Origin of the sequence: Shinella granuli (assembly GCF_004341885.1) — a bacterium.
Lineage (GTDB): Bacteria > Pseudomonadota > Alphaproteobacteria > Rhizobiales > Rhizobiaceae > Shinella > Shinella granuli.
Map to the genome: position 1 here is coordinate 112575 of NZ_SLVX01000012.1, position 24014 is coordinate 136588.

Annotated in this window: 21 protein-coding genes; 18 read left to right on the forward strand and 3 right to left on the reverse strand. The window is 65.6% G+C overall.

Annotated elements, in window-relative coordinates; all coding sequences use genetic code 11:
* Positions 1-11 precede the first annotated feature (11 nt).
* A complete protein-coding gene (locus EV665_RS18810; RefSeq protein ID WP_133035256.1) occupies positions 12-1016 on the reverse strand; it encodes a flagellar biosynthetic protein FliO in 1005 nt (334 codons plus the stop codon).
* Positions 1017-1328: 312 nt separating this feature from the next.
* On the opposite strand from EV665_RS18810, the gene cckA reads away from it, so the two are divergent.
* The 13 genes from cckA to EV665_RS18875 all read left to right on the forward strand — a co-directional run bounded on the left by cckA (position 1329) and on the right by EV665_RS18875 (position 14669).
* Positions 1329-3941 carry a cell cycle histidine kinase CckA gene (gene cckA / locus EV665_RS18815; RefSeq protein WP_133035257.1) on the forward strand — a complete coding sequence of 871 codons (2613 nt, stop codon included), beginning with the start codon at positions 1329-1331 and terminating at the stop codon, positions 3939-3941.
* A gap of 342 nt (positions 3942-4283) precedes the next feature.
* Positions 4284-4592: an FtsB family cell division protein gene (locus tag EV665_RS18820; RefSeq protein ID WP_133035258.1), complete on the forward strand. Its 309-nt coding sequence runs from the start codon at positions 4284-4286 to the stop codon at positions 4590-4592.
* Positions 4593-4741: 149 nt separating this feature from the next.
* A complete protein-coding gene (gene pdhA / locus EV665_RS18825) occupies positions 4742-5788 on the forward strand; it encodes a pyruvate dehydrogenase (acetyl-transferring) E1 component subunit alpha (protein WP_064330224.1) in 1047 nt (348 codons plus the stop codon).
* Positions 5789-5805: 17 nt separating this feature from the next.
* Positions 5806-7203: a pyruvate dehydrogenase complex E1 component subunit beta gene (locus EV665_RS18830; protein ID WP_133035259.1), complete on the forward strand. Its 1398-nt coding sequence runs from the start codon at positions 5806-5808 to the stop codon at positions 7201-7203.
* A gap of 15 nt (positions 7204-7218) precedes the next feature.
* Positions 7219-8577 carry a pyruvate dehydrogenase complex dihydrolipoamide acetyltransferase gene (locus tag EV665_RS18835; protein ID WP_133035260.1) on the forward strand — a complete coding sequence of 453 codons (1359 nt, stop codon included), beginning with the start codon at positions 7219-7221 and terminating at the stop codon, positions 8575-8577.
* Positions 8578-8657: 80 nt separating this feature from the next.
* The gene (locus EV665_RS18840; protein WP_133035261.1) at positions 8658-9098 is read left to right on the forward strand and encodes an endonuclease domain-containing protein; all 441 of its coding nucleotides are present in this window, start codon (positions 8658-8660) and stop codon (positions 9096-9098) included.
* A complete protein-coding gene (locus EV665_RS18845) occupies positions 9095-9736 on the forward strand; it encodes an SGNH/GDSL hydrolase family protein (RefSeq protein ID WP_064330220.1) in 642 nt (213 codons plus the stop codon). Before EV665_RS18840 ends, EV665_RS18845 begins: the two co-directional genes overlap by 4 nt.
* A 66-nt stretch (positions 9737-9802) precedes the next feature.
* Positions 9803-10063, forward strand: coding sequence for an HP1242/YdcH family protein (locus EV665_RS18850; protein ID WP_064332518.1), 261 nt, complete (start codon positions 9803-9805; stop codon positions 10061-10063).
* A gap of 88 nt (positions 10064-10151) precedes the next feature.
* Positions 10152-11597 (forward strand): dihydrolipoyl dehydrogenase, encoded by a 1446-nt coding sequence (gene lpdA / locus EV665_RS18855; RefSeq protein ID WP_133035262.1) that lies wholly within the window; start codon positions 10152-10154, stop codon positions 11595-11597.
* A 91-nt stretch (positions 11598-11688) separates the two neighbouring features.
* Positions 11689-12666: a lipoyl synthase gene (gene lipA, locus EV665_RS18860; RefSeq protein ID WP_064330218.1), complete on the forward strand. Its 978-nt coding sequence runs from the start codon at positions 11689-11691 to the stop codon at positions 12664-12666.
* A gap of 71 nt (positions 12667-12737) precedes the next feature.
* The gene (locus EV665_RS18865) at positions 12738-13304 is read left to right on the forward strand and encodes a P-loop NTPase family protein (RefSeq protein WP_133035263.1); all 567 of its coding nucleotides are present in this window, start codon (positions 12738-12740) and stop codon (positions 13302-13304) included.
* 9 nt (positions 13305-13313) lie between these two features.
* Positions 13314-13763 carry a type II toxin-antitoxin system RatA family toxin gene (locus EV665_RS18870; protein WP_133035264.1) on the forward strand — a complete coding sequence of 150 codons (450 nt, stop codon included), beginning with the start codon at positions 13314-13316 and terminating at the stop codon, positions 13761-13763.
* A 57-nt stretch (positions 13764-13820) separates the two neighbouring features.
* On the forward strand, positions 13821-14669 hold the full coding sequence (locus EV665_RS18875) for a hypothetical protein (protein WP_133035265.1): 849 nt from the start codon (positions 13821-13823) through the stop codon (positions 14667-14669).
* Between the two features lies 1 nt (position 14670).
* Here the strand turns inward: EV665_RS18875 and EV665_RS18880 are convergent, their stop codons facing one another.
* Both EV665_RS18880 and EV665_RS18885 read right to left on the reverse strand, forming a co-directional pair.
* On the reverse strand, positions 14671-15174 hold the full coding sequence (locus EV665_RS18880) for a CinA family protein (RefSeq protein ID WP_133035266.1): 504 nt from the start codon (positions 15172-15174) through the stop codon (positions 14671-14673).
* Complete coding sequence (locus EV665_RS18885) at positions 15171-16382, reverse strand: bifunctional 2-C-methyl-D-erythritol 4-phosphate cytidylyltransferase/2-C-methyl-D-erythritol 2,4-cyclodiphosphate synthase (protein ID WP_133035267.1); 1212 nt, start codon at positions 16380-16382, stop codon at positions 15171-15173. The genes EV665_RS18880 and EV665_RS18885 overlap by 4 nt, the downstream gene beginning before the upstream one ends.
* 146 nt (positions 16383-16528) lie before the next feature.
* On the opposite strand from EV665_RS18885, the gene dusB reads away from it, so the two are divergent.
* The 5 genes from dusB to ntrX all read left to right on the forward strand — a co-directional run bounded on the left by dusB (position 16529) and on the right by ntrX (position 23985).
* Complete coding sequence (gene dusB / locus EV665_RS18890) at positions 16529-17554, forward strand: tRNA dihydrouridine synthase DusB (RefSeq protein ID WP_133035268.1); 1026 nt, start codon at positions 16529-16531, stop codon at positions 17552-17554.
* Positions 17551-18699, forward strand: a complete 1149-nt coding sequence (locus tag EV665_RS18895) for a two-component system sensor histidine kinase NtrB (RefSeq protein WP_064330211.1) — start codon at positions 17551-17553, stop codon at positions 18697-18699. The genes dusB and EV665_RS18895 overlap by 4 nt, the downstream gene beginning before the upstream one ends.
* A complete protein-coding gene (ntrC, locus tag EV665_RS18900; protein ID WP_064330210.1) occupies positions 18699-20153 on the forward strand; it encodes a nitrogen regulation protein NR(I) in 1455 nt (484 codons plus the stop codon). The genes EV665_RS18895 and ntrC overlap by 1 nt, the downstream gene beginning before the upstream one ends.
* Before the next feature lie 207 nt (positions 20154-20360).
* Positions 20361-22631: a sensor histidine kinase NtrY-like gene (locus tag EV665_RS18905; RefSeq protein ID WP_133035311.1), complete on the forward strand. Its 2271-nt coding sequence runs from the start codon at positions 20361-20363 to the stop codon at positions 22629-22631.
* Positions 22621-23985 carry a nitrogen assimilation response regulator NtrX gene (ntrX, locus tag EV665_RS18910; protein WP_064330209.1) on the forward strand — a complete coding sequence of 455 codons (1365 nt, stop codon included), beginning with the start codon at positions 22621-22623 and terminating at the stop codon, positions 23983-23985. Before EV665_RS18905 ends, ntrX begins: the two co-directional genes overlap by 11 nt.
* The last annotated feature ends 29 nt before the right edge of the window (positions 23986-24014 follow it).

Below are 24014 nucleotides of genomic sequence, written 5' to 3' on the forward strand. Positions count from 1 at the left end.
GTGAGGCTATCTTATGCCTTGCGGCTGGCGGCGATTTCACCGAGCAGGCGCGCCATTTCCGCTTCCGTTTCCTCGCGGCTTTTCGCGACGGGCTGCCCGTGGCCGATCGTTGCGGCGGTCTGCGTCGGGTTGAGCGTCGGCTGGCCGGCCGTGCGGGCGTTGGTGCCGGCTGCGGCATTGCTGGCCATTTCGGCTTCCAGGATCTTTTCGAATTCGCTGACCAGGGCCGGATTGTCGGCGAGCTGGGGCGTCGGCTTGGCGAGCATCGGGGTGGCCATCGGGCGCTGCACCGGCTGGCCGGCGGTCGCTTGCGCGGTGGTCGTCGCCGTGGATTGGGGCAGGACGCGCTGGCGGTTCTGTTCGAGGACGTCTTCGATACGACGCTCCGGCGTGCGCTGCTGCGTTCCCGTCTGCACCTGCTGGGTCGTCTGGACCGGCTGGGCGACGGTCTGCACGGGTGTGGTGCGGGGGGCGGCGTCTTCGTCTCCGGCATAGAGCACCTTGGCCATGGCCGAGACGCCCTCCGGCGTTGCTGCGGGCCGGCGTTCCGCGGTGCCGCTGGTCGCCGCGACCGCGCCGGCCGAGGCGGCGGTGCGGGCCGCGACCGCGGTCTCTGCCGCCTTCACCGGTGTTTCCTGCAGCATCGGCGCAGGTTCGGCGCGCTCGGTCTTGTGGACGGCCCTTTCAGCCGGTTGGGCAGTCGTGGCGGGCTGGGCACTTTCGGCCGATGCGGGGGCGATGCGCGTCTCGATGACGATGTCGGTCGGGCCGCCGATCATCAGGAGGTGTTCCACGTCGTCCCGGCGCACCAGCACGAGCCGGCGGCGCGTGTCGATCGCGGCGGCATCGAGCACGGCAAGGCGCGGCGCGCGGTTGCGGCCGCCGCGGATGAAGGGCGAGGAGGGACGGCCCCGGATGATCCAGAGCACCAGCGCGAGGCAGAGAAGGCCGAGCAGCACCACCACCGCGGCGATGACGAACTTCGTGCCGTTCTCTGCGAGAATCTCCTGGAACATGGCGCGGTCACTCCTTCTCAGCAGTTTGGCTCGGCAGCTTGGCCTCTCGGGCCGACTGGCTGCATTTGACGGCTTTCCCCGGGGTCCTACAAGCGCGGCGCACCGGTTGTCCAGCGTGTATTGCCGTCGTCATCGTCGCGTAAGTATGGCAGGTTAGGGAAATTGCGATGTATGAGCCGGGAATATTCCCTGTGAATTCGCGGCCTTGCTTCCCCTCGACGGCTTTTTGCGCTTCCCTCGTGCGGATAAACATGATTCTGGCATCGGGTTCGGGTCCAGCGCAAGGCCCTGACTGTTGCAGACGAGGGATTGATGACGACGATGAAGCGGCCGGACGGGGATAATGTGCCGATCGTGGACCGCGGGGTGCGGCCGGCGGTGGCGCTGCGCGTCGTGCTGCTCGCGATCGTGCTGGCGGCTTCGGCCGGGGCGTTCATCGTCTTCAAGAACCAGCTCGACAACGAGCTCGTGCTCGGCGTTCTCGGCGTCCTCGCCATGGCCGGCATCTTCTTCGTCGTCTCCGCGCTGATCGGCTTCATCGAGGTCATGCCGCAGGCGGCGCGCTCGGACGAGCTGGCGCGCGCCTTTCTCGATTCCCATCCGGACGGCACGGTCGTCACCGACCGCAAGGGCCGCATCGTCTATGCCAATGCCGCCTATGGCGCGCTGACCGGGGCGAACGGCGCTGCCGAGGTGCAGACGCTCGAAACCCTGCTGTCGCGCAATCGCGACGCGACCGAAGCCGTCTACCGCCTGACGAACGGCCTGCACGAGGGCAAGGAGGGGGCGGAGGAGTTCCGCGTCCAGAAATCGCTCAACCCGGCTGCCGCGGGCGGTTCCGGCGCGCAGTGGTACCGCCTCAAGGCGCGCATCCTGCCGAACCGCGACAAGCCGAAGCAGCCGCTCTACATCTGGCAGATCTCCAACATCACCTCCGAGCGGGACGACCAGGAGCGCTTCTTCAAGGAATTGCAGAACGCCATCGACTATCTCGACCACGCGCCGGCCGGCTTCTTCTCCGCCGGCCGCAAGGGCGAGATCGTCTACCTGAACGCGACGCTCGCCGAATGGCTCGGCATCGACCTTGCAAAATTCCATCCCGGCTCGCTGTCGATCGCCGAGGTGGTGGCGGGCGAGGGGCTGGCCCTCATCCAGTCCGTGCAGGCCGAGCCCGGCCTGAAGCGCACGGAAATGCTCGACCTCGACCTGCGCAAGACCAACGGCCAGAGCCTGCCGGTGCGCATCGTGCACCGCGTCTCCACGACGCGCGACGGGGCGCCGGGCGAAAGCCGCACCATTGTTCTCGCGCGCGAGGAGGGCAGCACGAACGACCAGTCCGCCTCGATCGCCTCCATGCGCTTCACGCGCTTCTTCAACAACACGCCGATGGCGATCGCTTCCGTCGACGGCGACGGCCGGATCCTGCGCACCAATGCGCCGTTCCTGAAACTCTTTTCGGGCGTCGTCTCGCGCGACGATATCGATCGCGGCGCCAAGCTCGAGACCATCGTGCACGAGACGGACCGCCTGCGCCTGCAATCGGCGCTCGACGCGGCGAAGGACCGGCAGGGCGACATCGCGCCGCTCGATTCGCTGCATCCGGCCGATGACGGCCGGCATTTCCGCTTCTATGTGAACGCCGTCATCGACCAGAGCGACGAGGCGCCGGAGGAGGCGGCCATCGTCTATGCCGTCGAGATCACCGAGCAGAAGGCGCTCGAGACGCAGATGGCGCAGACGCAGAAGATGAACGCGGTCGGCACGCTCGCCGGCGGCATCGCGCACGATTTCAACAACGTGCTGACGGCGATCCTGCTCTCCTCCGACCACCTGCTTCTGTCCGCCCGCCCGTCCGATGCGAGCTTTGCCGATCTCATGGAGATCAAGCGCAATGCCAACCGGGCGGCCGTGCTGGTGCGCCAGCTTCTCGCCTTCTCGCGCAAGCAGACGATGCGCCCGACCGTCCTGAACCTCACCGACGTCATCGGCGACCTGCGCATGCTCGTCGACCGCATGACCGGAACGAACGTCAAGATCGACGTCGAATACGGCCGCGACCTCTGGCCGGTGAAGACCGATCTCGGCCAGTTCGAGCAGGTGCTGATCAACCTTGCGGTGAACGCGCGCGACGCCATGCCGGAAGGGGGAACGATCACCTTCCGCACCCGCAATGTGGAGGCCGAGGAGGCGGCGGCGCGGAACCTGCGCGACCTGCCGCCGGGCGACTATGTGGAAGTGGAAGTGGCCGACCAGGGCACCGGCATTCCGCCCGAGATCATCGACAAGATCTTCGAGCCCTTCTTCACCACGAAGGAGGTCGGCAAGGGCACCGGGCTTGGCCTCTCCATGGTCTACGGCATCGTCAAGCAGTCCGGCGGCTACATCTATCTCGATTCCGAGGTCGGCCGGGGCACGACCTTCCGCATCCTCATGCCGCGCCACACCGAAGAGGCGGTGCCGGCGGAGGCGACGGGCACGGCACATGCGCTGCCGCAGGCCGGCGGCCAGTCTGCGGCGACGCAGGCGGCGGACAAGGAGCCGCGCGACCTTACCGGCGGTTCGGCCGTGGTGCTGCTCGTCGAGGACGAGGAGGCCGTGCGGCGCGGCGGCAAGCGCATGCTGGAGACCCGCGGCTATACCGTGCACGAGGCCGGTTCCGGCGTCGAGGCGCTCGACATCATGGAAGAGCTGAACGGCGCCGTCGACATCGTCGTCTCCGACGTGGTCATGCCCGAGATGGACGGCCCGTCGCTGCTGCGCGAGCTGCGCAAGTCCTATCCGGACCTCAAGTTCATCTTCGTCTCCGGTTACGCCGAGGACGCCTTCGCCCGCAACCTGCCGGCGGACGCCAAGTTCGGTTTCCTGCCCAAGCCGTTCTCGCTGAAGCAGCTCGCCGAGGCCGTGCGGGAAATGCTCGACGCCTGAACGCCTTCCCGCTCGCCGTACGCCCCGGGGGCAGAGCGCACGACGGCACCGCCGCCACGCAAGGAAAATGAAGACCGCGTCGGGGCGGATGCGGCCAAGCCGCTGACAACGTCCGCAAACCTTTCCTTCGTCATGGTCGGGCTTGACCCGACCATCCACAACCGTTGAAAAGAATGGATCCTCGGGGCAAGCTCGAGGATGACGGAGTATTGGGAGTGAGTTTGTCATCAAGCTGAACGTATCGGCAGGTGCGGTTTTTCCTTGCCCGTCGATCATGGTCAATGGTCGGTTAACCGCTTGCCGCTAGTGTCGAACCCGTATTGCGTATCGGGGCGACCTTGCATGTGGACCAAACACCATAAGAAGCGGAAATTCGGCCGGCTGACGTTGCCGGTAATTACAGTCGCATTCCTGTCCTACTTCGGCTATCATTCCGTCCATGGCGACTTCGGTCTCAGGGGGATGGAGGAGTTCGAACGGCAGAGAGTGACGCGCCAGGCGCGCCTGGACGTCCTCGTGCGGCAGCGCCAGATCCTGGAAAAAGAGGTGGCCCTGATGAGCGATGGCTCGCTCGAGCGCGACATGCTCGACGAAAAAGCACGCTCCTATCTCAACATGTCCAGAGCCGACGAAATCGTGATTTTCCATTGAGAGAGTGGATTAACCGAAATCTGGTTAATCGTAAATATGCCTTACTAATCAGGGGCTTGCGAAGAATATAAGCCATGCATTTATGGCATTGCTGAGGCGGACTTTCTCCCCTATGGTTTCCCCCAAGAGGCAAACATAGGGAGGAACGAATGGCTCCGCGTAAAACCGCGTCCACGTCCAGCCGCAAAACGGCGGCAAAGCCTGCAAAGAAAGACTTCACCGGCGGCACCATCGCCGATTTCTCCAAGGAAGACGACCTGAAGGCCTATCGCGAGATGCTGCTGATCCGGCGTTTCGAGGAAAAGGCCGGCCAGCTCTACGGCATGGGCTTTATCGGCGGCTTCTGTCACCTCTATATCGGCCAGGAAGCGGTCGTCGTCGGCATGCAACTGGCGCTGAAGGAAGGTGACCAGGTCATCACCGGTTACCGCGACCACGGCCACATGCTCGCTTGCGGCATGAGCGCGCGCGGCGTGATGGCGGAACTGACCGGACGTCGCGGCGGCCTTTCCAAGGGCAAGGGCGGCTCCATGCACATGTTCTCCAAGGAGAAGCATTTCTACGGCGGCCACGGCATCGTCGGTGCCCAGGTCTCGCTCGGCACGGGCCTCGCCTTCGCCAACAAGTACCGCGGCAACGACAATGTCTCGCTCGCCTATTTCGGCGACGGCGCGGCCAACCAGGGCCAGGTCTACGAAAGCTTCAACATGGCCGCGCTCTGGAAGCTGCCGGTCATCTACATCATCGAGAACAACCGCTACGCCATGGGCACCGCCGTCTCGCGCGCCTCGGCCCAGACGGACTTCTCCCAGCGCGGCGCCTCCTTCAACATCCCGGGCTTCCAGGTCGACGGCATGGATGTGCGCGCGGTCAAGGCCGCTGCCGACGAGGCCGTCGAGCACTGCCGCTCCGGCAAGGGGCCGATCATCCTCGAAATGCAGACCTACCGCTACCGCGGCCACTCCATGTCCGACCCGGCGAAGTACCGCTCGAAGGACGAGGTGCAGAAGATGCGGTCCGAGCACGACCCGATCGAGCAGGTGCGCGCCCGCCTTCTGGAAAACAAATGGGCAAGCGAGGACGATCTCAAGCAGATCGACAAGGACGTCCGTGACATCGTCGCCGACAGCGCCGATTTCGCGCAGGCCGATCCGGAGCCGGATGCATCCGAACTCTACACCGACATCCTGCTGTAATCCGGGGAGGGACACCAATGCCAATCGAGATTCTCATGCCCGCCCTGTCTCCGACCATGGAAGAGGGCACGCTCTCCAAATGGGTCAAGAACGAGGGTGACACCGTCAAGTCTGGCGACGTGATCGCCGAAATCGAAACCGACAAGGCGACGATGGAAGTCGAGGCCGTCGACGAAGGCGTGATCGGCAAGATCCTGATCCCGGCCGGCACGGAAGGCGTCAAGGTCAACACGGCGATCGCCGTGCTGTTGCAGGACGGCGAGAGCGCCGATGCGATGGCTGCGCCGAAGGCCGCCGAAAAGCAGGCCGAAGCCGCCGCGCCGAAGGTCGAGGAGGCGGAAAAGCCGACCGAACAGGGTTCTGCTTCCGCCCCCGTTCCGGCAGCGCCGAAGGGTGAAATCGCCGCCGACCCGGATATCCCGGCCGGCACCGAAATGGTCCCGACGACGGTGCGCGAAGCGCTGCGCGACGCCATGGCGGAAGAGATGCGCCGCGACGACGACGTCTTCGTCATGGGCGAGGAAGTCGCCGAATACCAGGGCGCCTACAAGATCACGCAAGGGCTGCTGCAGGAATTCGGCGCCCGCCGCGTCATCGACACCCCGATCACCGAACACGGCTTTGCCGGCGTCGGCGTCGGCGCGGCGATGACGGGCCTCAAGCCGATCGTCGAGTTCATGACCTTCAACTTCGCCATGCAGGCGATCGACCAGATCATCAACTCCGCCGCCAAGACGCTCTACATGTCGGGCGGCCAGATGGGCGCGCCGATCGTCTTCCGCGGCCCGAACGGCGCGGCGGCGCGCGTCGCTGCCCAGCACTCGCAGTGCTATGCCGCCTGGTACAGCCATATTCCGGGCCTCAAGGTGGTCATGCCCTACACGGCGGCCGATGCGAAGGGCCTCCTGAAGGCGGCCATCCGCGATCCGAACCCGGTCATCTTCCTCGAAAACGAAATCCTCTACGGCCAGAGCTTCGACGTGCCGAAGATGGACGATTTCGTGCTGCCGATCGGCAAGGCGCGCGTGCACAAGAAGGGCAACGACGCCACCGTCGTCTCCTTCGGCATCGGCATGACCTATGCCATCAAGGCGATCGCGGAACTGGAGAAGGACGGCATCGACGTCGAATTGATCGACCTTCGCACCATCCGCCCGATGGACCTGCCGACGATCATCGAATCCGTCAGGAAGACCGGCCGCCTCGTCGTCGTCGAAGAGGGCTATCCGCAGTCCTCCGTCGGCACCGAGATCGCGACCCGCGTCATGCAGCAGGCCTTCGACTATCTCGATGCGCCGATCCTGACGATCGCCGGCAAGGACGTTCCGATGCCCTATGCCGCCAATCTCGAAAAGCTGGCGCTGCCGAATGTCGGCGAAGTCGTCCAGGCGGTCAAAACCGTCTGCTACAAATAAGGGGAGGGCGCCGAAATGCCGATCAACATTACGATGCCCGCCCTCTCGCCCACCATGGAAGAGGGCAACCTCGCCAAGTGGCTGGTCAAGGAAGGCGACACCGTGAAATCCGGTGACGTCATCGCCGAGATCGAGACCGACAAGGCGACGATGGAGGTCGAGGCCGTCGACGAGGGCACGGTCGCCAAGATCGTCGTTCCCGCCGGCACGGAAGGCGTGAAGGTCAACAGCCTGATCGCCATCCTCGCCGCCGATGGCGAGGATGTGAGCGCCGCCGCTGCCGGCGGCGGTTCGGCGCCCAAGGCGGATGCCAAGCCCGCCGAAGCCAAGCCGGTCGAGGCCAAGGCCGAAGCGCCGAAGGACGCGGAAAAGCCGGCTGCTGCGGCCCCGGCTGCCACCGCATCCGCAGGTCCGGCTCCGGCCAAGGATGGCAACCGCGTGTTCTCCTCGCCGCTTGCCCGCCGCCTCGCCAAGGAAGCCGGCATCGACATTTCGGCGGTTTCCGGATCCGGCCCGCACGGCCGCGTGGTCAAGAGCGACGTCGAGAAGGCAGCGGCCTCCGGCGGTGCCAAGCCCGCTGCCGCCGCAGCGCCGGCTGCTGCCGCAGCCGCCGCCCCGGCCGCCGCGCCGAAGGGCATGTCGGACGATGCCGTGCTGAAGCTCTTCGACGAGGGCTCCTACGAGCTCGTGCCGCATGACGGCATGCGCAAGACCATCGCCAAGCGCCTGCAGGAATCCAAGCAGACGATCCCGCACTTCTACGTGTCGGTCGACGTGGAGCTTGACGCGCTGCTGGCGCTGCGCGCCCAGCTCAACGATTCGTCGCCGCGCAAGGAAGACAAGCCGGCCTACAAGCTTTCGGTCAACGACATGGTGATCAAGGCCATGGCGCTCGCGCTGCGCGACGTGCCGGACGCCAACGTCTCCTGGACCGATACGAACATGGTCAAGCACAAGCATGCGGATGTCGGCGTCGCCGTCTCCATTCCGGGCGGCCTGATCACACCGATCATCCGCAAGGCGGAGCTGAAGACCCTGTCGGCCATCTCCAACGAGATGAAGGACCTCGGCAAGCGCGCCAAGGAACGCAAGCTGAAGCCCGAGGAGTACCAGGGCGGCACGACCGCGGTCTCCAACATGGGCATGATGGGCGTCTCGAACTTCGCCGCCGTCGTCAACCCGCCGCATGCGACGATCCTGGCGGTCGGCGCGGGCACGGAGCGGGTCGTGGTCAAGAAGGGGGAGATGGTCATCGTCAACGCGATGACGGTCACGCTCTCCACCGACCACCGCTGCGTCGATGGGGCGCTCGGCGCCGAGCTGCTCGGGGCCTTCAAGCGCTATATCGAGAACCCGATGGGGATGCTCGTCTGAGACGCTTTCCCTCCCCCTTGCGGGGAGGGTGTCCGCGCAGCGGACGGGTGGGGGTGCCGATTGGGGCAGGAACGGTGAACATGGTCTGGAATCGCGAAAAATCGAATCCGCCCAGTCGTGAAGCGGCGATGAATGCGCCGCGCCTTCGCCGCTCGATGACGGATGCGGAACGCCGCCTTTGGGCCGCGCTTCGCAAGGAATTGCCGGGCATTCCGGGAACTCATTTCCGTCGACAAGTGCCAATCGGTCGTTACGTCGCGGATTTCGTATGTCTGGGCAGGAGGCTCGTTATCGAGGTCGACGGTGAAATCCATGCCGATGCGGGACGGAAAAGACGAGATGTCGAGCGGGAGGCTTATCTTCGTGAACAGAATTTTCGCGTCATTCGTTTCCAGAACCGCGAAGTGATGCTGGATATGACGTCTGTCCTCAGAAGGATCGCCATGGAACTCCGCGGAACCACCCCCACCCCTGACCCCTCCCCGCAAGGGGGAGGGGAATATCCCGGGGGGATGCTGTGAAAACCATTCTCTGCTACGGCGACAGCCTGACCTGGGGCTACAATGCGGAAACGCTCGACCGGCACGCCTTCGAGGATCGCTGGCCGAGCGTGCTCGCCAAGGCCCTCGGGCCCGGCGTCACCGTGATCGCGGAGGGCCTCAACGGCCGCACCACCGCCTATGACGACCATCTGGCGGATTGCGACCGCAACGGTGCGCGCATCCTGCCGACGATCCTGCACAGCCACGACCCGATCGACCTCGTCATCCTGTTCCTCGGCGCCAACGACATGAAGCCCGCCATCTGCGGCACGGCCTTCGGCGCGGTGCAGGGCATGGAGCGGCTGGTGGAGCTGGTGCGCCACCACGCCTGGTCGTTCGACGCGGCGGAAGGGCCGGAGGTGCTGATCGTCTCGCCGCCGCCGCTCTGCGAAACGGCGAACACCGCCTTCGCGGCCATGTTCGCCGGCGGCGTGGAGCAATCGGCGATGCTGGCGACGCTCTATGCGGACCTGGCGGACGAGCGCGGCTGCGGCTTTTTCGATGCGGGCTCGGTGGCCGAGACGACGCCGCTCGACGGCGTGCATCTCGACGCGCGGAACACGCGGGCGATCGGCAAGGGGCTGGAGCCGGTCGTGCGCATGATGCTCGGGCTTTGACCGGGATCAAGGAGGGAAGGCGCGGGCGCGCTAGGCTGTCACCATCATCAGAAGAAGGAGATGGACATGCCGAACACCCCGCACCAACTGGCAGAGGAATTTCCGGAGCATCTGGCCAAGATCCGCCACCTGCGCGAGATCGATGGCCACTTCCACCGGATTTCCGAGGAATACCAGGCGGTGAATCTCGCGATCCACCGCGCCGAGACGGATATCGAGCCGGTCGATGACTTCCACATGGCCGACATGCGGAAAGAAAGGATGCGGCTCAAGGATGAAATCTACGGGATGCTGACGCGGCCGGAAAAGGTCGACGAGCTTCCCTGAGGGGCGGAGTGCTTCCGCTCCTCGTCAAGGCCGCGGCGGCGCCAGTCGACCGCGGGCGCAGAAGAACAACAGAGGAGTGGAAGCGCTCATGTCGAATGCCTACGACGTCATCGTTATCGGTTCGGGTCCGGGCGGCTACATCGCCGCGATCCGCGCCGCGCAATTGGGCCTGAAGACGGCCATCGTCGAGCGCGAGCATCTCGCCGGCATCTGCTCCAACTGGGGCTGCATCCCGACCAAGGCGCTGCTGCGCTCGGCCGAGATCTTCCACTATGCCCAGCATCCGGGTGATTACGGCGTGAAGATCGAGGGCACGGTGACGCCGGACCTGAAGGCGATCGTCGCCCGCTCGCGCGGCATCGCAAGCCGCATGAACGGCGGCGTCGGCTTCCTGATGAAGAAGAACAAGGTCGACATCATCTGGGGCGAAGCCAAGCTCACCAAGCCCGGCGAGATCGTCGTCTCCAAGACGACCAAGGCGATCCAGCAGCCGCAGGCGCCGCTGCCGAAGAACGTCCTGCCGGAGGGCACCTACAAGGCCAAGCACATCGTGATTGCCACCGGCGCCCGTCCGCGCGCGCTGCCGGGCATCGAGCCGGACGGCAAGCTGATCTGGACCTACTTTGAAGCGATGAAGCCGGAGGAAATGCCGAAGTCGCTGCTCGTCATGGGCTCGGGCGCCATCGGCATCGAGTTCGCCTCCTTCTACCGCACGCTCGGTGTCGATGTGACCGTTGTCGAGGTGATGAAGACGGTGATGCCGGTCGAGGATGCGGAAATCTCGGCGCTCGCCAAGAAGCAGTTCGAGAAGCAGGGCATGAAGATCCATCTGGAGGCCAAGGTCGCCAAGGTGGAGAAGGGCGCCAACTCCATCACCGCCCATGTCGAGATGAAGGACGGCAAGGTCGAGAAGATCACCGCCGACCGCATGATCTCGGCCGTCGGCGTGCAGGCGAACATCGAGAATATCGGCCTTGAAGCCATCGGCGTGAAGACCGACCGCGGCTTCATCGCCATCGACGGCTACGGCAAGACGAACGTGCCGGGCATCTACGCGATCGGCGACGTCGCAGGTCCCCCGATGCTCGCCCACAAGGCCGAGCACGAGGCCGTCATCTGCATCGAGAAGATCGCCGGCCTGCCGAACGTGCATCCGATGGACAAGGCGAAGATCCCGGGCTGCACCTATTGCCACCCGCAGGTCGCCTCCGTCGGCCTGACGGAAGCCAAGGCCAAGGAGCAGGGCCGCGACATCCGCGTCGGCCGCTTCCCCTTCGTCGCCAACGGCAAGGCCATCGCGCTCGGCGAGGACCAGGGCCTCGTCAAGACGATCTTCGACAAGAAGACGGGCGAACTTCTGGGCGCGCACCTCGTCGGGGCGGAAGTGACCGAGCTTATCCAGGGCTTCGTCATCGCCATGAACCTCGAGACGACCGAGGAAGAGCTGATGCACACGATCTTCCCGCACCCGACCATTTCGGAAACGCTGAAGGAAAGCGTGCTCGATGCCTATGGGCGTGCACTGAACGCTTGAACGTGCTAAAGCCCGCCTCCACATGAGGCGGGCTCCTATTTTCGGTCCGCAGGATGGGCGCGACGCCGCCCGCCAGGAAAGTGGAAACGACATGGTCACCATTCTCGACCGCACCAATCTCGATCCCAACGCTCCGCGGGTGCGCCATCCGGAAAAGGCCCATCGGCCGGACACGGAAGTGCTGCGCAAGCCGGAATGGATCCGCGTCAAGGCGCCGGTTTCCAAGGGCTATCAGGAAACGCGCGACCTCGTGCGCTCGCACAAGCTGGTGACGGTGTGCGAGGAGGCGGGCTGCCCGAATATCGGCGAGTGCTGGGACAAGAAGCACGCGACCTTCATGATCATGGGCGAGATCTGTACGCGCGCCTGCGCCTTCTGCAATGTGGCGACGGGCAAGCCGAATGCACTGGACCAGGACGAGCCGGAAAACGTCGCCAAGGCCGTCAGGCAGATGGGCCTGTCGCATGTCGTCATCACCTCCGTCGACCGCGACGACCTTGCCGATGGCGGCGCGGAGCACTTCGAAAAGGTGATCTGGGCGATCCGCGCGGCTTCGCCCTCGACGACGATCGAGATCCTGACGCCGGACTTTTTGAAGAAGCCGGGGGCATTGGAGCGCGTCGTCGCGGCCAAGCCGGACGTCTTCAACCACAACATGGAGACCGTGCCGGGCAACTATCTCACGGTGCGCCCTGGCGCGCGCTACTTCCACTCCGTGCGCCTCTTGCAGCGCGTGAAGGAGCTGGATCCGACCATGTTCACCAAGTCGGGCATCATGGTGGGCCTCGGCGAAGAGCGCAACGAAGTGCTTCAGTTGATGGACGACCTCAGGACCGCCGATGTCGACTTCCTGACCATCGGCCAGTATCTCCAGCCGACCCGCAAACATCACAAGGTCGACCGCTTCGTGACGCCGGACGAGTTCAAGTCCTATGAGACGGTCGCCTACAGCAAGGGCTTCCTGATGGTCTCCTCCAGCCCGCTGACGCGCTCCTCGCACCATGCCGGCGATGACTTCGCCCGGCTTCGGGCGGCGCGCGAGCGCAAACTTCTTGCTGCCGCGGAATAGACTTTTTCGCCGCCTTCCTTTAAGCCCCGCCGTCCTGCCCGACGGCGGGGTTTTTCGTTTCGGGGACGGCGATGACGGTTTCGATCACGATGGAGGACGCGGCCGAACGGCTGAAGACCGCGCAGCGCGTGCTGGTCATCGGGTGCTCGGGCAGCGGTAAGTCGACGCTGGCGCGAAAGCTCGGCGCGCGGCTGGGCCTGCCCTATGTCTCGATGGACCGCGAGATCTTCTGGCTGCCGGGCTGGACGGTGCGTCCGCGTGCGGAAGCCCTGGCGCGCCTGCGGGCGATCCTGGCGGAGGAGCGCTGGATCATCGACGGCACCAGCCCCGGCACGCTCGAACTGCGCCTGCCGCGCACGCATCTCGTCCTCTGGCTTCGCCCGCCGCGCTGGACGTCGCTTTACGGCGTGCTCTCGCGCTGGCTGAAATTCCGCGGCCGGTCGCGGCCGGAAATGGCCGATGGCTGCCCGGAGCGGATGACGCGCGAATTCCTCACCTATATCTGGAACTTCGAGAAGACGCAGAGCCCGGAAATCGAGGAGAACCTTGCGGCATATGGCCCTGATGTGCCGGTTTGCGTGTTGAAATCCAAGGCGGAGAACCGCCGGCTACTTGCCATCCTCGCGCGGCAATATTAGCTCTCGGCCATGCCCCAGTTCGAAACCCGCCGTCCGGTTCCCCACACGCCAGAACAGATGTACGACCTCGTCGCCGATGTCGAGCGCTATCCGGAATTCCTGCCGCTCTGCGAGGCGCTGACCGTTCGTTCGCGCAAGGAGCGCGACGGCAAGGAGCTCCTGGTCGCCGACATGACCGTCGGCTACAAGGCGATCCGCGAGACCTTCACCACCCAGGTCCTGCTCAACCGCGCCGAGCGGGCGATCGACGTCAAATATATCGACGGGCCGTTCCGCTATCTCGACAACCGCTGGCGCTTCGAGGCGCTGCCCGACGGCGGCTGCTCGGTGCATTTCTTCATCGACTACGAGTTCAAGAGCCGCATTCTCGGCGCGCTGATGGGCTCGATGTTCGACCGTGCCTTCCGCATGTTCACCGACGCCTTCGAGAAACGCGCCTCGACGATCTACGGCGGCTGAACAAAAAGCCCCGGTCATCCGTCATCCACCCGAAGGTCAACGGCCGGGAGGCGGGCGATGGGACGTTTGCGCTGTTTTCTATTGGCGTCTTCGATATGCGCGGCTCATGGCGCCTCCGCCGAGCCGGACCTCGCGCTCCTGCGCAAGCCGGGAAGCTACGTGCTGCTGCTCGATGCCGACAAACGCCCGATCGCCGGCAATTACTGGCTCTCCGAAGGGCTGAAGGTGAGCACGCGGTCGCGCAATCCCGGATCCTATCCCGAGCCGCTTGTCTACAGCGACCAGGATTTTCCGCCCGGCCGCGTTGCCAACATGTATCTGTTCCTCAACGGGAAGGAGACCGTGACGCCGGACATCAGGGCCGTGCCCGTCGGCGAGACGGCGACGGTGACGCGCAGGTTCGAGCCGATGGGGCAACTGGCGGGAAAGGCCGAGGCGCGAAGCCTCACCTACAGGCTCACCACCGTCGCTGTCATCTCCGAGGCGATGGCCGGTGCAAAGCTCCTCAGCCGGATCTACGAGATCGCGCCGGTGGATCCGGCGAACAAGGAGATGGACTGGGGACGACGGGTCTATATCGAGACCCTCGACCTCGACATTTCCCGCGAGCAGGCGGCGCGCGTCGTCGACATCGAGACCGGCAAGGCCGGCAGCACGGGGGATTTCGAGGGCATCTATGCCAGCCGCGTGCTTGCGGGCGACGACTACGCCACATGCATGGCGGAGAAGCGCGCCGGCAAGGAATATCAGGACGCCGTTCGCCGCGAGCATGAGACGAACGATGCCTGGATGGCCAAGGAATACCTGGCGACGGGCGTTCCCTGGTGGGAGCAGGACGACGCGGCGGTCCGCATGGAGGCCTTGCTCAACGTTACCGGGCTCTGTCTGCCGGGAGCGGCGAAATAGCTCAGTCCGCTTCCGACAATTCTATCAGCATTTCGAGCGCCGTTCGCACCGTTGCAAGGCGCACGGCGCTGCGGCCGATATCGCCGTAGCGCATTTCCCGGTGCAGCGTTTCATGCCCCCTGCGGGCGGCGGCGAGGTGGACGAGGCCGACCGGCTTTTCCTCCGAACCGCCGCCGGGGCCGGCGATGCCGGTCACGGCAACCGAGATGTTCGCGGCGGAATTGCCGATGGCGCCTTCGGCCATCTCGATGGCGGTCGGGCGGGAGACGGCGCCGTGCGCCTTCAGCGTGGCATTGGCGACGCCGATCATCTCCCGCTTCGCTTCGTTGGAATAGGTCACGAAGCCGCGGTCGAAGACGTTCGACGAGCCCGATATCTCGGTGATTGCGCCGGCGATGAGGCCGGCGGTGCAGGATTCGGCGGTGGCGATCAACAGGCCGCGCTCCGTGAAATCGGCGACGATTTTTCGCGCGATGTCTTCGATGTCCCTTGACCAGAGGCTCATGCGTCGGTTCCCCCGTAGACGACGGTGGCGGTGGCGATGGCGGCGATGCCCTCGCGGCGGCCGATGAAGCCGATCTTCTCGTTGGTCGTCGCCTTGACCGAGCAACGGTCGATGGAGATGCCGAGGAAATCGGCAAGGTTGCGGCGCATCGCCTCGCGGTGCGGGCCGACCTTGGGCGCCTCGGCGATCAGCGAGACGTCGGCGTTCATGATCGTGCCGCCCTTCGCGCGCACGATGCCGGCGGCATGTTCGAGGAAGATGCGCGAGGCCGCGCCCTTCCATTGCGGATCGGAGGGCGGGAAATGATCGCCGATATCGCCCGCCCCGCAGGTGGCGAGCAGCGCGTCCGTCAGCGCATGCAGCGCGACGTCGGCGTCGGAATGGCCGGAGAGCTTCTGGTCGTGCGCAATGAAGAGGCCGCAGAGCGTGACGCCGTCGCCTTCCACGAGCTGGTGCACGTCATAGCCGTTGCCGGTGCGAACGTCCGGCAGGCCGTGGGAAAGGCGCTGGTCGGCCATGGCGATATCCTTCTGCAAGGTGAGCTTGACGTTGCCGGCGCTGCCCTCGACGAGATGCACGCGAACGCCCGCCCATTCGGCGATCGAGGCGTCGTCGGTGAAATCGGTGCGGCCGGAGGCGCTGGCGCGGCGGTGGGCCTCCAGGATGGTGGCGAGGTGGAAGGATTGCGGCGTCTGGGCGGCGAAGAGGCCGGAACGTGAGACGGTCTCGGCGACATTGCCGTTGGCGTCCGCCCGCTTCAGCGTGTCGGCCACCGCGACGGCCGGCAGCACGGCACGGGCGCCGTGCTGGAAGGCGGTGAGGGTACGCTCCAGGATGGCGGGCTCGACGAAGGGGCGCACCGCATCCTGGATGAGGACGTGGCTGACCTCGCCCGCCGGAAGGGCCTCCAGGCCGGCAAGCACGGACTGCTGGCGCGTCGGGCCGCCATGGACGACGGTGAGGCGCTCCCCGGCGGGAAGGGCGGCGGCGCGGGCCGTTTCGAACAGGGCCGCGTCATCGGGGTGTATCACGACCACGATATGCCGGGCGTGCGGCCAATTGACAAAGAGATCGAGCGTATGGGAGATGACCGGCCTTCCGCCGATGCGCCGGTACTGCTTGGGGCCTTCGGCATGGCTGCCGGCCCGTTCGCCTCGCCCGGCGGCGACGATCACCACACCGCAGGATAGCGCATTTTCCGCCAGCATTTCGGTCTCGCACCTCCCGGTTCAAAGCGTTTTGAGGTGGTTTAGCCGGAAGGATGGCGCAATTCCAGCGTCCTTTGGAAAATTGCGGCGGCATGTGATTGCGGCTTGGCAAGAACGACAAGAATGGCTAAAAATAGTGCACAGACATGACTTGCTTGAAAGATGAGCATTTGACGATCCCCTCCCTGTCAGCGCCGCTCGATGTCGGCGGCCGGAGCCTTCGCAACCGGGTGGTTCTGGCGCCGATGTCCGGCGTCACGGACCTGCCGTTCCGCGATCTCGCCTGGCGTTTTGGCGCGGGGCTGGTGGTCACCGAGATGGTGGCGAGCCGGGAACTGGCGCTGAACGCGCGGGAAAGCTGGTCGCGCATCCGCAATTGCGGCATCCGCCCGCACATGGTGCAGCTTGCCGGCCGCGAGGCGCACTGGATGGCCGAGGCGGCGAGGATCGCCGAAGGCGAAGGCGCCGACATCATCGACATCAATATGGGCTGCCCCGCCAAGAAGGTGATCGGCGGCTATTCCGGCTCGGCGCTGATGCGCGATCCCGACCATGCGCTCGGCCTGATCGAGGCGACCGTCAAGGCGGTGAAGGTGCCGGTGACGGTGAAGATGCGGCTCGGCTGGGATCACGATTCGATCAATGCGCCGCATATCGCGGCCCGCGCCGAGGTGGCGGGAGCGGCGATGATCACCGTGCACGGGCGCACGCGCATGCAGTTCTACGAGGGCAGGGCCGATTGGGACGCGATCCGCGCGGTGCGCGACGTGCTCTCCATTCCGCTGGTGGCCAACGGCGATGTCGATACCGCGCAGGATGCCGAAGACATCCTGCGGCGTTCCGGCGCCGATGCGGTGATGGTCGGGCGCTCGGCGCAGGGCCGGCCGTGGCATCCGGCGGTGCTGGCCGGCGCCTGCACGCATCCCTCGACGGCGGAGATCGCCGTCCTTGCGGTGGAGCACTATCGCATGATGCTCGATTTCTACGGCGCCGAGGCGGGGCTGCGCCATGCGCGAAAACATCTCGGCTGGTATCTGGAGCGCTTCGCCCCCGGCTTCACCGGCCCGGCCAAGGCCGAGCTCATGACGGCGCGCGACAGCGATTTCGTCGCTGACAGATTGGCCGAGGCGCTGCTCGCCGGCGCGGCGCCGGCACTCGGAGAAGCGGCATGACAGGCAAGCCGGTCGACCCCAATGCCGCGAAGGCGCCGGACCTGGCGCTCGCCGTGCTCAACGCCATCCAGAACCCGGTCATCCTCGTCGATGCGGGCGGGCTGATCGCCTTTGCCAACTGGGAGGCGGAATCCTTCTTCGGGGCGAGCGCCGGCTATCTCGCCCGGCACGACATTTCCACCTTCATTCCCTTCGGCAGCCCGCTCCTGACGCTGATCGACCAGGTGCGCGAGCGCAAGGCGCCGGTCAGTGAATACCGCGTGGACTTGAGTTCGCCGCGGCTCGGCGCGGAAAAGCTCGTCGATATCTATGTCGCGCCCGTGACGACCGAGCCGGGGTCGGTGGTGGTCGTCATCCAGGAGCGCTCGATGGCGGACAAGATCGACCGGCAGCTCACCCATCGCGGTGCGGCCCGCTCGGTGACGGGGCTTGCCTCCATGCTGGCGCACGAGATCAAGAATCCGCTCTCCGGCATCCGCGGCGCCGCGCAGCTTCTCGAAACGTCCGTCGGCGACGAGGACCGGGCGCTGACGCGGCTCATCTGCGACGAGACGGACCGCATCGTCTCGCTGGTCGATCGCATGGAGGTGTTTTCCGACGAGCGGCCGGTCGACCGCGTGCCGCTCAACATCCACTCCGTGCTCGACCATGTGAAGATCGTCGCCAAGGCGGGTTTTGCGCGCAACATCAAGATCACCGAGCTCTACGACCCGTCGCTGCCGCCGGTCTTCGCCAATCGCGACCAACTGGTGCAGGTGTTCCTCAACCTCATCAAGAACGCCTCCGAGGCGATCGGCGACCGGCCGGACGGCGAAATCCAGCTGACGACCGCCTACCGCCCGGGCATCCGCCTCTCCGTCGCCGGCACGCGGGAGAAGATTTCGCTGCCGCTGGAATTCTGCGTGCACGACAACGGGCCGGGCGTGCCGGCGGACCTCCTGCCGCATCTTTTCGATCCCTTCATCACCACCAAGACCAACGGCTCGGGCCTCGGCCTCGCGCTGGTGGCGAAGATCATCGGCGGGCATGGCGGCATCGTCGAATGCGACAGCCAGGGATCCCGGACCACCTTCCGCGTGCTGATGCCGGCCTCGCGCGGCGTCAGCGAAGACGACGACTTTCCCAAGACCAAAGGACATGATTGATGACAGGCGCCACAGTCCTCGTTGCCGATGACGATGCCGCGATCCGCACGGTTCTCAACCAGGCTCTCAGCCGCGCGGGTTATGACGTGCGCATCACCTCCAATGCGGCGACGCTGTGGCGCTGGATCGCCGCCGGCGAGGGCGACATCGTCGTCACCGACGTGGTGATGCCGGACGAGAACGCCTTCGACCTCCTGCCGCGCATCAAGAAGGCGCGGCCGGACCTGCCAGTGCTCGTGATGAGCGCGCAGAACACCTTCATGACGGCGATCAAGGCCTCGGAGAAGGGCGCCTACGACTACCTGCCGAAACCCTTCGACCTCACCGAACTGATCGCGATCATCGGCCGGGCGCTGTCCGAGCCGAAGCGCAAGCCCGCGCGGCTCGACGACGACACGCAGGACGGCATGCCGCTGGTCGGCCGATCGGCGGCGATGCAGGAGATCTACCGCGTGCTCGCCCGGCTGATGCAGACGGACCTGACGCTGATGATCACCGGCGAATCGGGCACCGGCAAAGAGCTGGTGGCCCGCGCGCTGCACGACTACGGCAAGCGCCGCAACGGCCCCTTCGTCGCCATCAACATGGCGGCCATTCCGCGCGACCTCATCGAATCCGAACTGTTCGGCCATGAGAAGGGCGCCTTCACCGGCGCGCAGAACCGCTCGACCGGCCGCTTCGAGCAGGCCGAGGGCGGCACGCTGTTCCTCGACGAGATCGGCGACATGCCGATGGATGCGCAGACCCGGCTTCTGCGCGTGCTCCAGCAGGGGGAATATACCACCGTCGGCGGCCGCACGCCGATCCGCACCGACGTGCGCATTGTCGCGGCGACCAACAAGGATCTGAAACAGTCGATAAATCAAGGGCTTTTCCGGGAAGACCTCTACTATCGCCTTAACGTCGTGCCGCTGCGCCTGCCGCCGCTGCGCGACCGGGCGGAGGACATTCCGGACCTCGTGCGCCATTTCGTGCAGCAGGCGGAAAAGGAAGGGCTCGACGCCAAGCGCTTCGACCAGGAGGCGCTGGAGCTGATGAAGGCGCATCCCTGGCCGGGCAATGTGCGCGAGCTGGAAAACGTCGTGCGCCGCCTCACCGCGCTCTATCCGCAGGACGTCATCACCCGCGAGATCATCGAGACGGAGCTGCGCGCCGATATCCCGGACAGCCCGATCGAGAAGACCGTGGTGCGCAGCGGCTCTCTGTCCATCTCCCAGGCGGTGGAGGAGAACATGCGGCAGTATTTCGCCAGCTTCGGCGACGGCCTGCCGCCGACCGGGCTTTACGACCGCGTGCTCGCCGAGGTGGAATATCCGCTGATTCTCGCCGCGCTCACTGCCACCCGCGGCAACCAGATCAAGGCGGCCGACCTGCTCGGCCTCAACCGCAACACGCTGCGCAAGAAAATTCGCGAACTGGGTGTGTCCGTATACAGAAGTTCGCGCTCCGCTTGACTTGATGGCCGCAGGCGTTGCATTTTGGCCACAATCTGTTGCTTGAGGGTAACAGAGGGGTTTGCGGCCGAATAGGTCCGCGTGCCCGATCGTCATGGATGCGGGTGCGAATGCGGCCGGTCCCTCGCGCGGTCGGCGCTACTCCGGAAAACACGAGAAGAACGCCGGCGCCTTTCGGGATGCCCGGCCGGGGAAGCGATGCGGCAGATGACGGACGGCGTGAGCCTGCTTTCGAGCGAAAATGGAAGGGGAGCGGGCGGCGACCGGCGCGCTTCCTTCGCCTTGCCCGGCCTGGTGCTGGCCGGCGGCGCCCTCGTCGCCGCGACGATCTCGCTTTTCATCCTGCTCGGCCTGACGCCGATCAAGCCGGAGGCCAATGTCGTCATCGCCTCGGCGGCGATCAATGCGGTCTTCATCGTCGGCCTTGTGTTCCTGATCGGCCGCGAGATCCTGCGCCTGTTGCGCGCCCGTCGCCGCGGCCGCGCCGCCGCGCGCCTGCATGTGCGCATCGTGGCGCTGTTCTCCATCGTCGCGATCACCCCGGCGGTACTCGTCGCCATCTTCGCCTCCATCACGCTCGATGTCGGCCTCGATCGCTGGTTCTCCATCCGCACCCAGTCGATCGTCAGTTCCTCGCTCAACGTGGCGCAGGCCTATGTGCTGGAGAATGCGAGCTACCTGCAGGGCCAGACCGCCTCGATGGCGAATGACCTCGACCGCAACCGCCAGCTCTACAGCCTCGACCGCACCGGTTTCGTCGACCTGATGACGCGGCAGGCGCGCGGGCGCGGCATGCTCGGCGCCTTCCTCCTGCGTGCCGACGGCTCGACCATCCTGCAGGCCAATATCCAGATCGAGAACCCGCTGCCGGCCGTGCCGGAGGATGCGCTAAAGGCCTCTGCCGCCGGCCAGCCGACGCTGATACCGCCGGGCACGACGAATCTCGTCGGCGCCATCATCAAGCTCGACAACATTTCCGACGCCTTCCTCTATACGATCCGCACCGTCGACCCCGAGGTCATGCGCTCCATGCGACTGATGGAGGAGAACACGGCGGAGTACCGGGCGCTGGAGGCGGGGCGCACGACGCTGCAGATCGCCTTCGGCGTGCTCTATCTCGGTTTTGCCCTCATCGTGCTGCTCGCCGCGATCTGGACGGCGATCGCCGTCGCCGACCGCATCGTCCGGCCGATCCGCCAGCTCATCGGCGCGGCCGACAGTGTCGCCTCGGGCAATCTCGACGTCAGCGTGCCGGTGCGCACGGTCGATGGCGACGTCGGCAACCTCTCGCGCACCTTCAACAAGATGATCGCGGAAATCCGCGCGCAGCAGGAGCAGATCCTCGATGCGAAGGACGAGGTCGATCACCGCCGTCGTTTCATCGAGGCGGTGCTGTCGGGCGTGACGGCGGCGGTCATTGGCGTGGAAGAGGACGGGCGCGTGACCATCGCCAATCTTTCGGCCGAGATCCTGCTCGGGCGCAACGCGAGTGAGCTGATCGGCAAGCCGTTGACCGAGGTGGCGCCGGAGATTGCGGCGGTGCTGGCCGAGGGCTCCACCCGCCACCGCAACAATTACCGCAAGCAGATCAACATCATGCACGGCGGGAAGGAGCGGACGCTGAACGTGCAGGTGACGCGCGAGGAGGCGAAGGATGCAAAGGAATCCTATGTCGTCACCATCGACGACATCACCGATCTCGTCATCGCGCAGCGCTCCACCGCCTGGGCGGACGTGGCGCGGCGCATCGCCCACGAGATCAAGAACCCGCTGACGCCGATCCAGCTTTCCGCCGAACGCATCCGCCGTCGCTACGGCAAGCAGATCGATCCCGAGGATCGCGCGGTCTTCGACCAGTGTACGGACACGATCGTGCGACAGGTCGAGGACATCGGCCGCATGGTCGACGAATTCTCCGCCTTCGCGCGCATGCCGAAGCCGACGAAGGAGCGTTCGGACCTGCGCAACATCCTGAAGGACGCGGTCTTCCTGCGCGAGATGGGCAATACCCATGTCGATTTCCGCAAGGATCTCGGCGAGGTGCCGCTGGAGGGGCTGTTCGACACGCGCATGCTCGGCCAGGCCTTCGGCAATCTCATCAAGAATGCGGTGGAGGCCATCGAGGCGCTTCCTCCGGACGTGGCGCGCGAGGAGCGGAAGATCCTCGTGCGGGCGACGCCCGATGACGCAGGACGGCGGTTCGTCGTTGACGTGATTGACAACGGCAGGGGTTTGCCGACGGAGAACCGGCACCGGATTCTCGAACCCTACATGACGATGCGCGAGAAGGGCACGGGGCTCGGCCTCGCCATTGTGAAGAAGATCATCGAGGACCACGGTGGGCAACTGGAACTGCATGACGCCCCCGCGGATTTCGACAACGGCCAGGGGGCGATGATCCGCGTGATCCTGCCCTACGAGGAAACGGCGGCCGTCGATGCGGACAAGAAGAGCAAGGAAGTGAGCCATGGCGTCTGATATTCTTGTGGTGGATGACGAAGAGGACATCCGCGAGATCGTCTCCGGCATTCTTTCGGACGAGGGGCACGAGACGCGCACCGCCTATGACAGCGACAGCGCGCTCGCCGCCATCAGCGACCGCGTGCCGCGCCTCGTCTTCCTCGACATCTGGATGCAGGGCAGCAAGCTCGACGGCCTTGCGCTGCTCGACGAGATCAAGAGCCGCCATCCGGACCTGCCTGTCGTGATGATCTCCGGCCACGGCAATATCGAGACGGCCGTCTCGGCCATCCGCCGCGGCGCCTATGATTTCATCGAGAAGCCGTTCAAGGCGGACCGGCTGATCCTCATCGCCGAGCGGGCGCTGGAGAATTCCAAGCTGCGCCGCGAGGTGACGGAGCTGAAGAAGCGCTCCGGCGATCCGGTGGAGCTGATCGGCACCTCCGTCGCCGTCTCGCAGTTGCGCCAGAACATCGAGAAGGTCTCGCCGACCAACAGCCGCATCATGATCCTTGGCCCCTCCGGTTCCGGCAAGGAGCTGGTGGCGCGCATGATCCACCGCAAGTCGAGCCGCGCGAACGGCCCGTTCGTCGTGCTGAACGCGGCGGCGATCACGCCCGAGCGCATGGAGATCGCGCTGTTCGGCACGGAGGGCACGCCCGGCCAGCCGCGCAAGACCGGGGCGCTGGAAGAGGCGCATGGCGGCATCCTCTATCTCGACGAGATCGGCGAAATGCCGCGCGAGACGCAGAACAAGATCCTGCGCGTGCTCGTCGACCAGCAGTTCGAGCGCGTCGGCGGCTCCAAGCGGGTGAAGGTGGATGTGCGCATCATTTCCTCCACCGCCTACAATCTCGAAAGCCTGATCGCCGAGGGCGGTTTTCGCGAGGACCTCTATCATCGGCTCGCGGTCGTGCCCGTGCGCGTGCCGCCGCTTGCCGAGCGGCGCGAGGACATTCCCTTCCTCGTCGACATGTTCATGCGCCAGATCAGCGAGCAGGCGGGCATCCGCTCCCGCAAGATCGGCGACGACGCGCTGGCGGTGCTGCAGGCGCACGACTGGCCGGGCAATATCCGCCAGTTGCGCAACAATATCGAGCGTCTGATGATCCTCGCCCGCAGTGACGGCCCGGACACGCCGATCAGTGCCGACATGCTTCCGACGGAAGTGGGCGACATGCTGCCGAAGATCTCCACGCAGGGCGACCAGCACATCATGACGCTGCCGCTGCGCGAGGCGCGCGAAATGTTCGAGCGGGACTATCTCATCGCCCAGATCAACCGCTTCGGCGGCAACATTTCCCGCACGGCCGAATTCGTCGGCATGGAGCGCTCCGCGCTCCATCGCAAACTGAAGTCGCTTGGCGTATAAGGCGCCGAGCGACGTGAGGGATTCTGGGG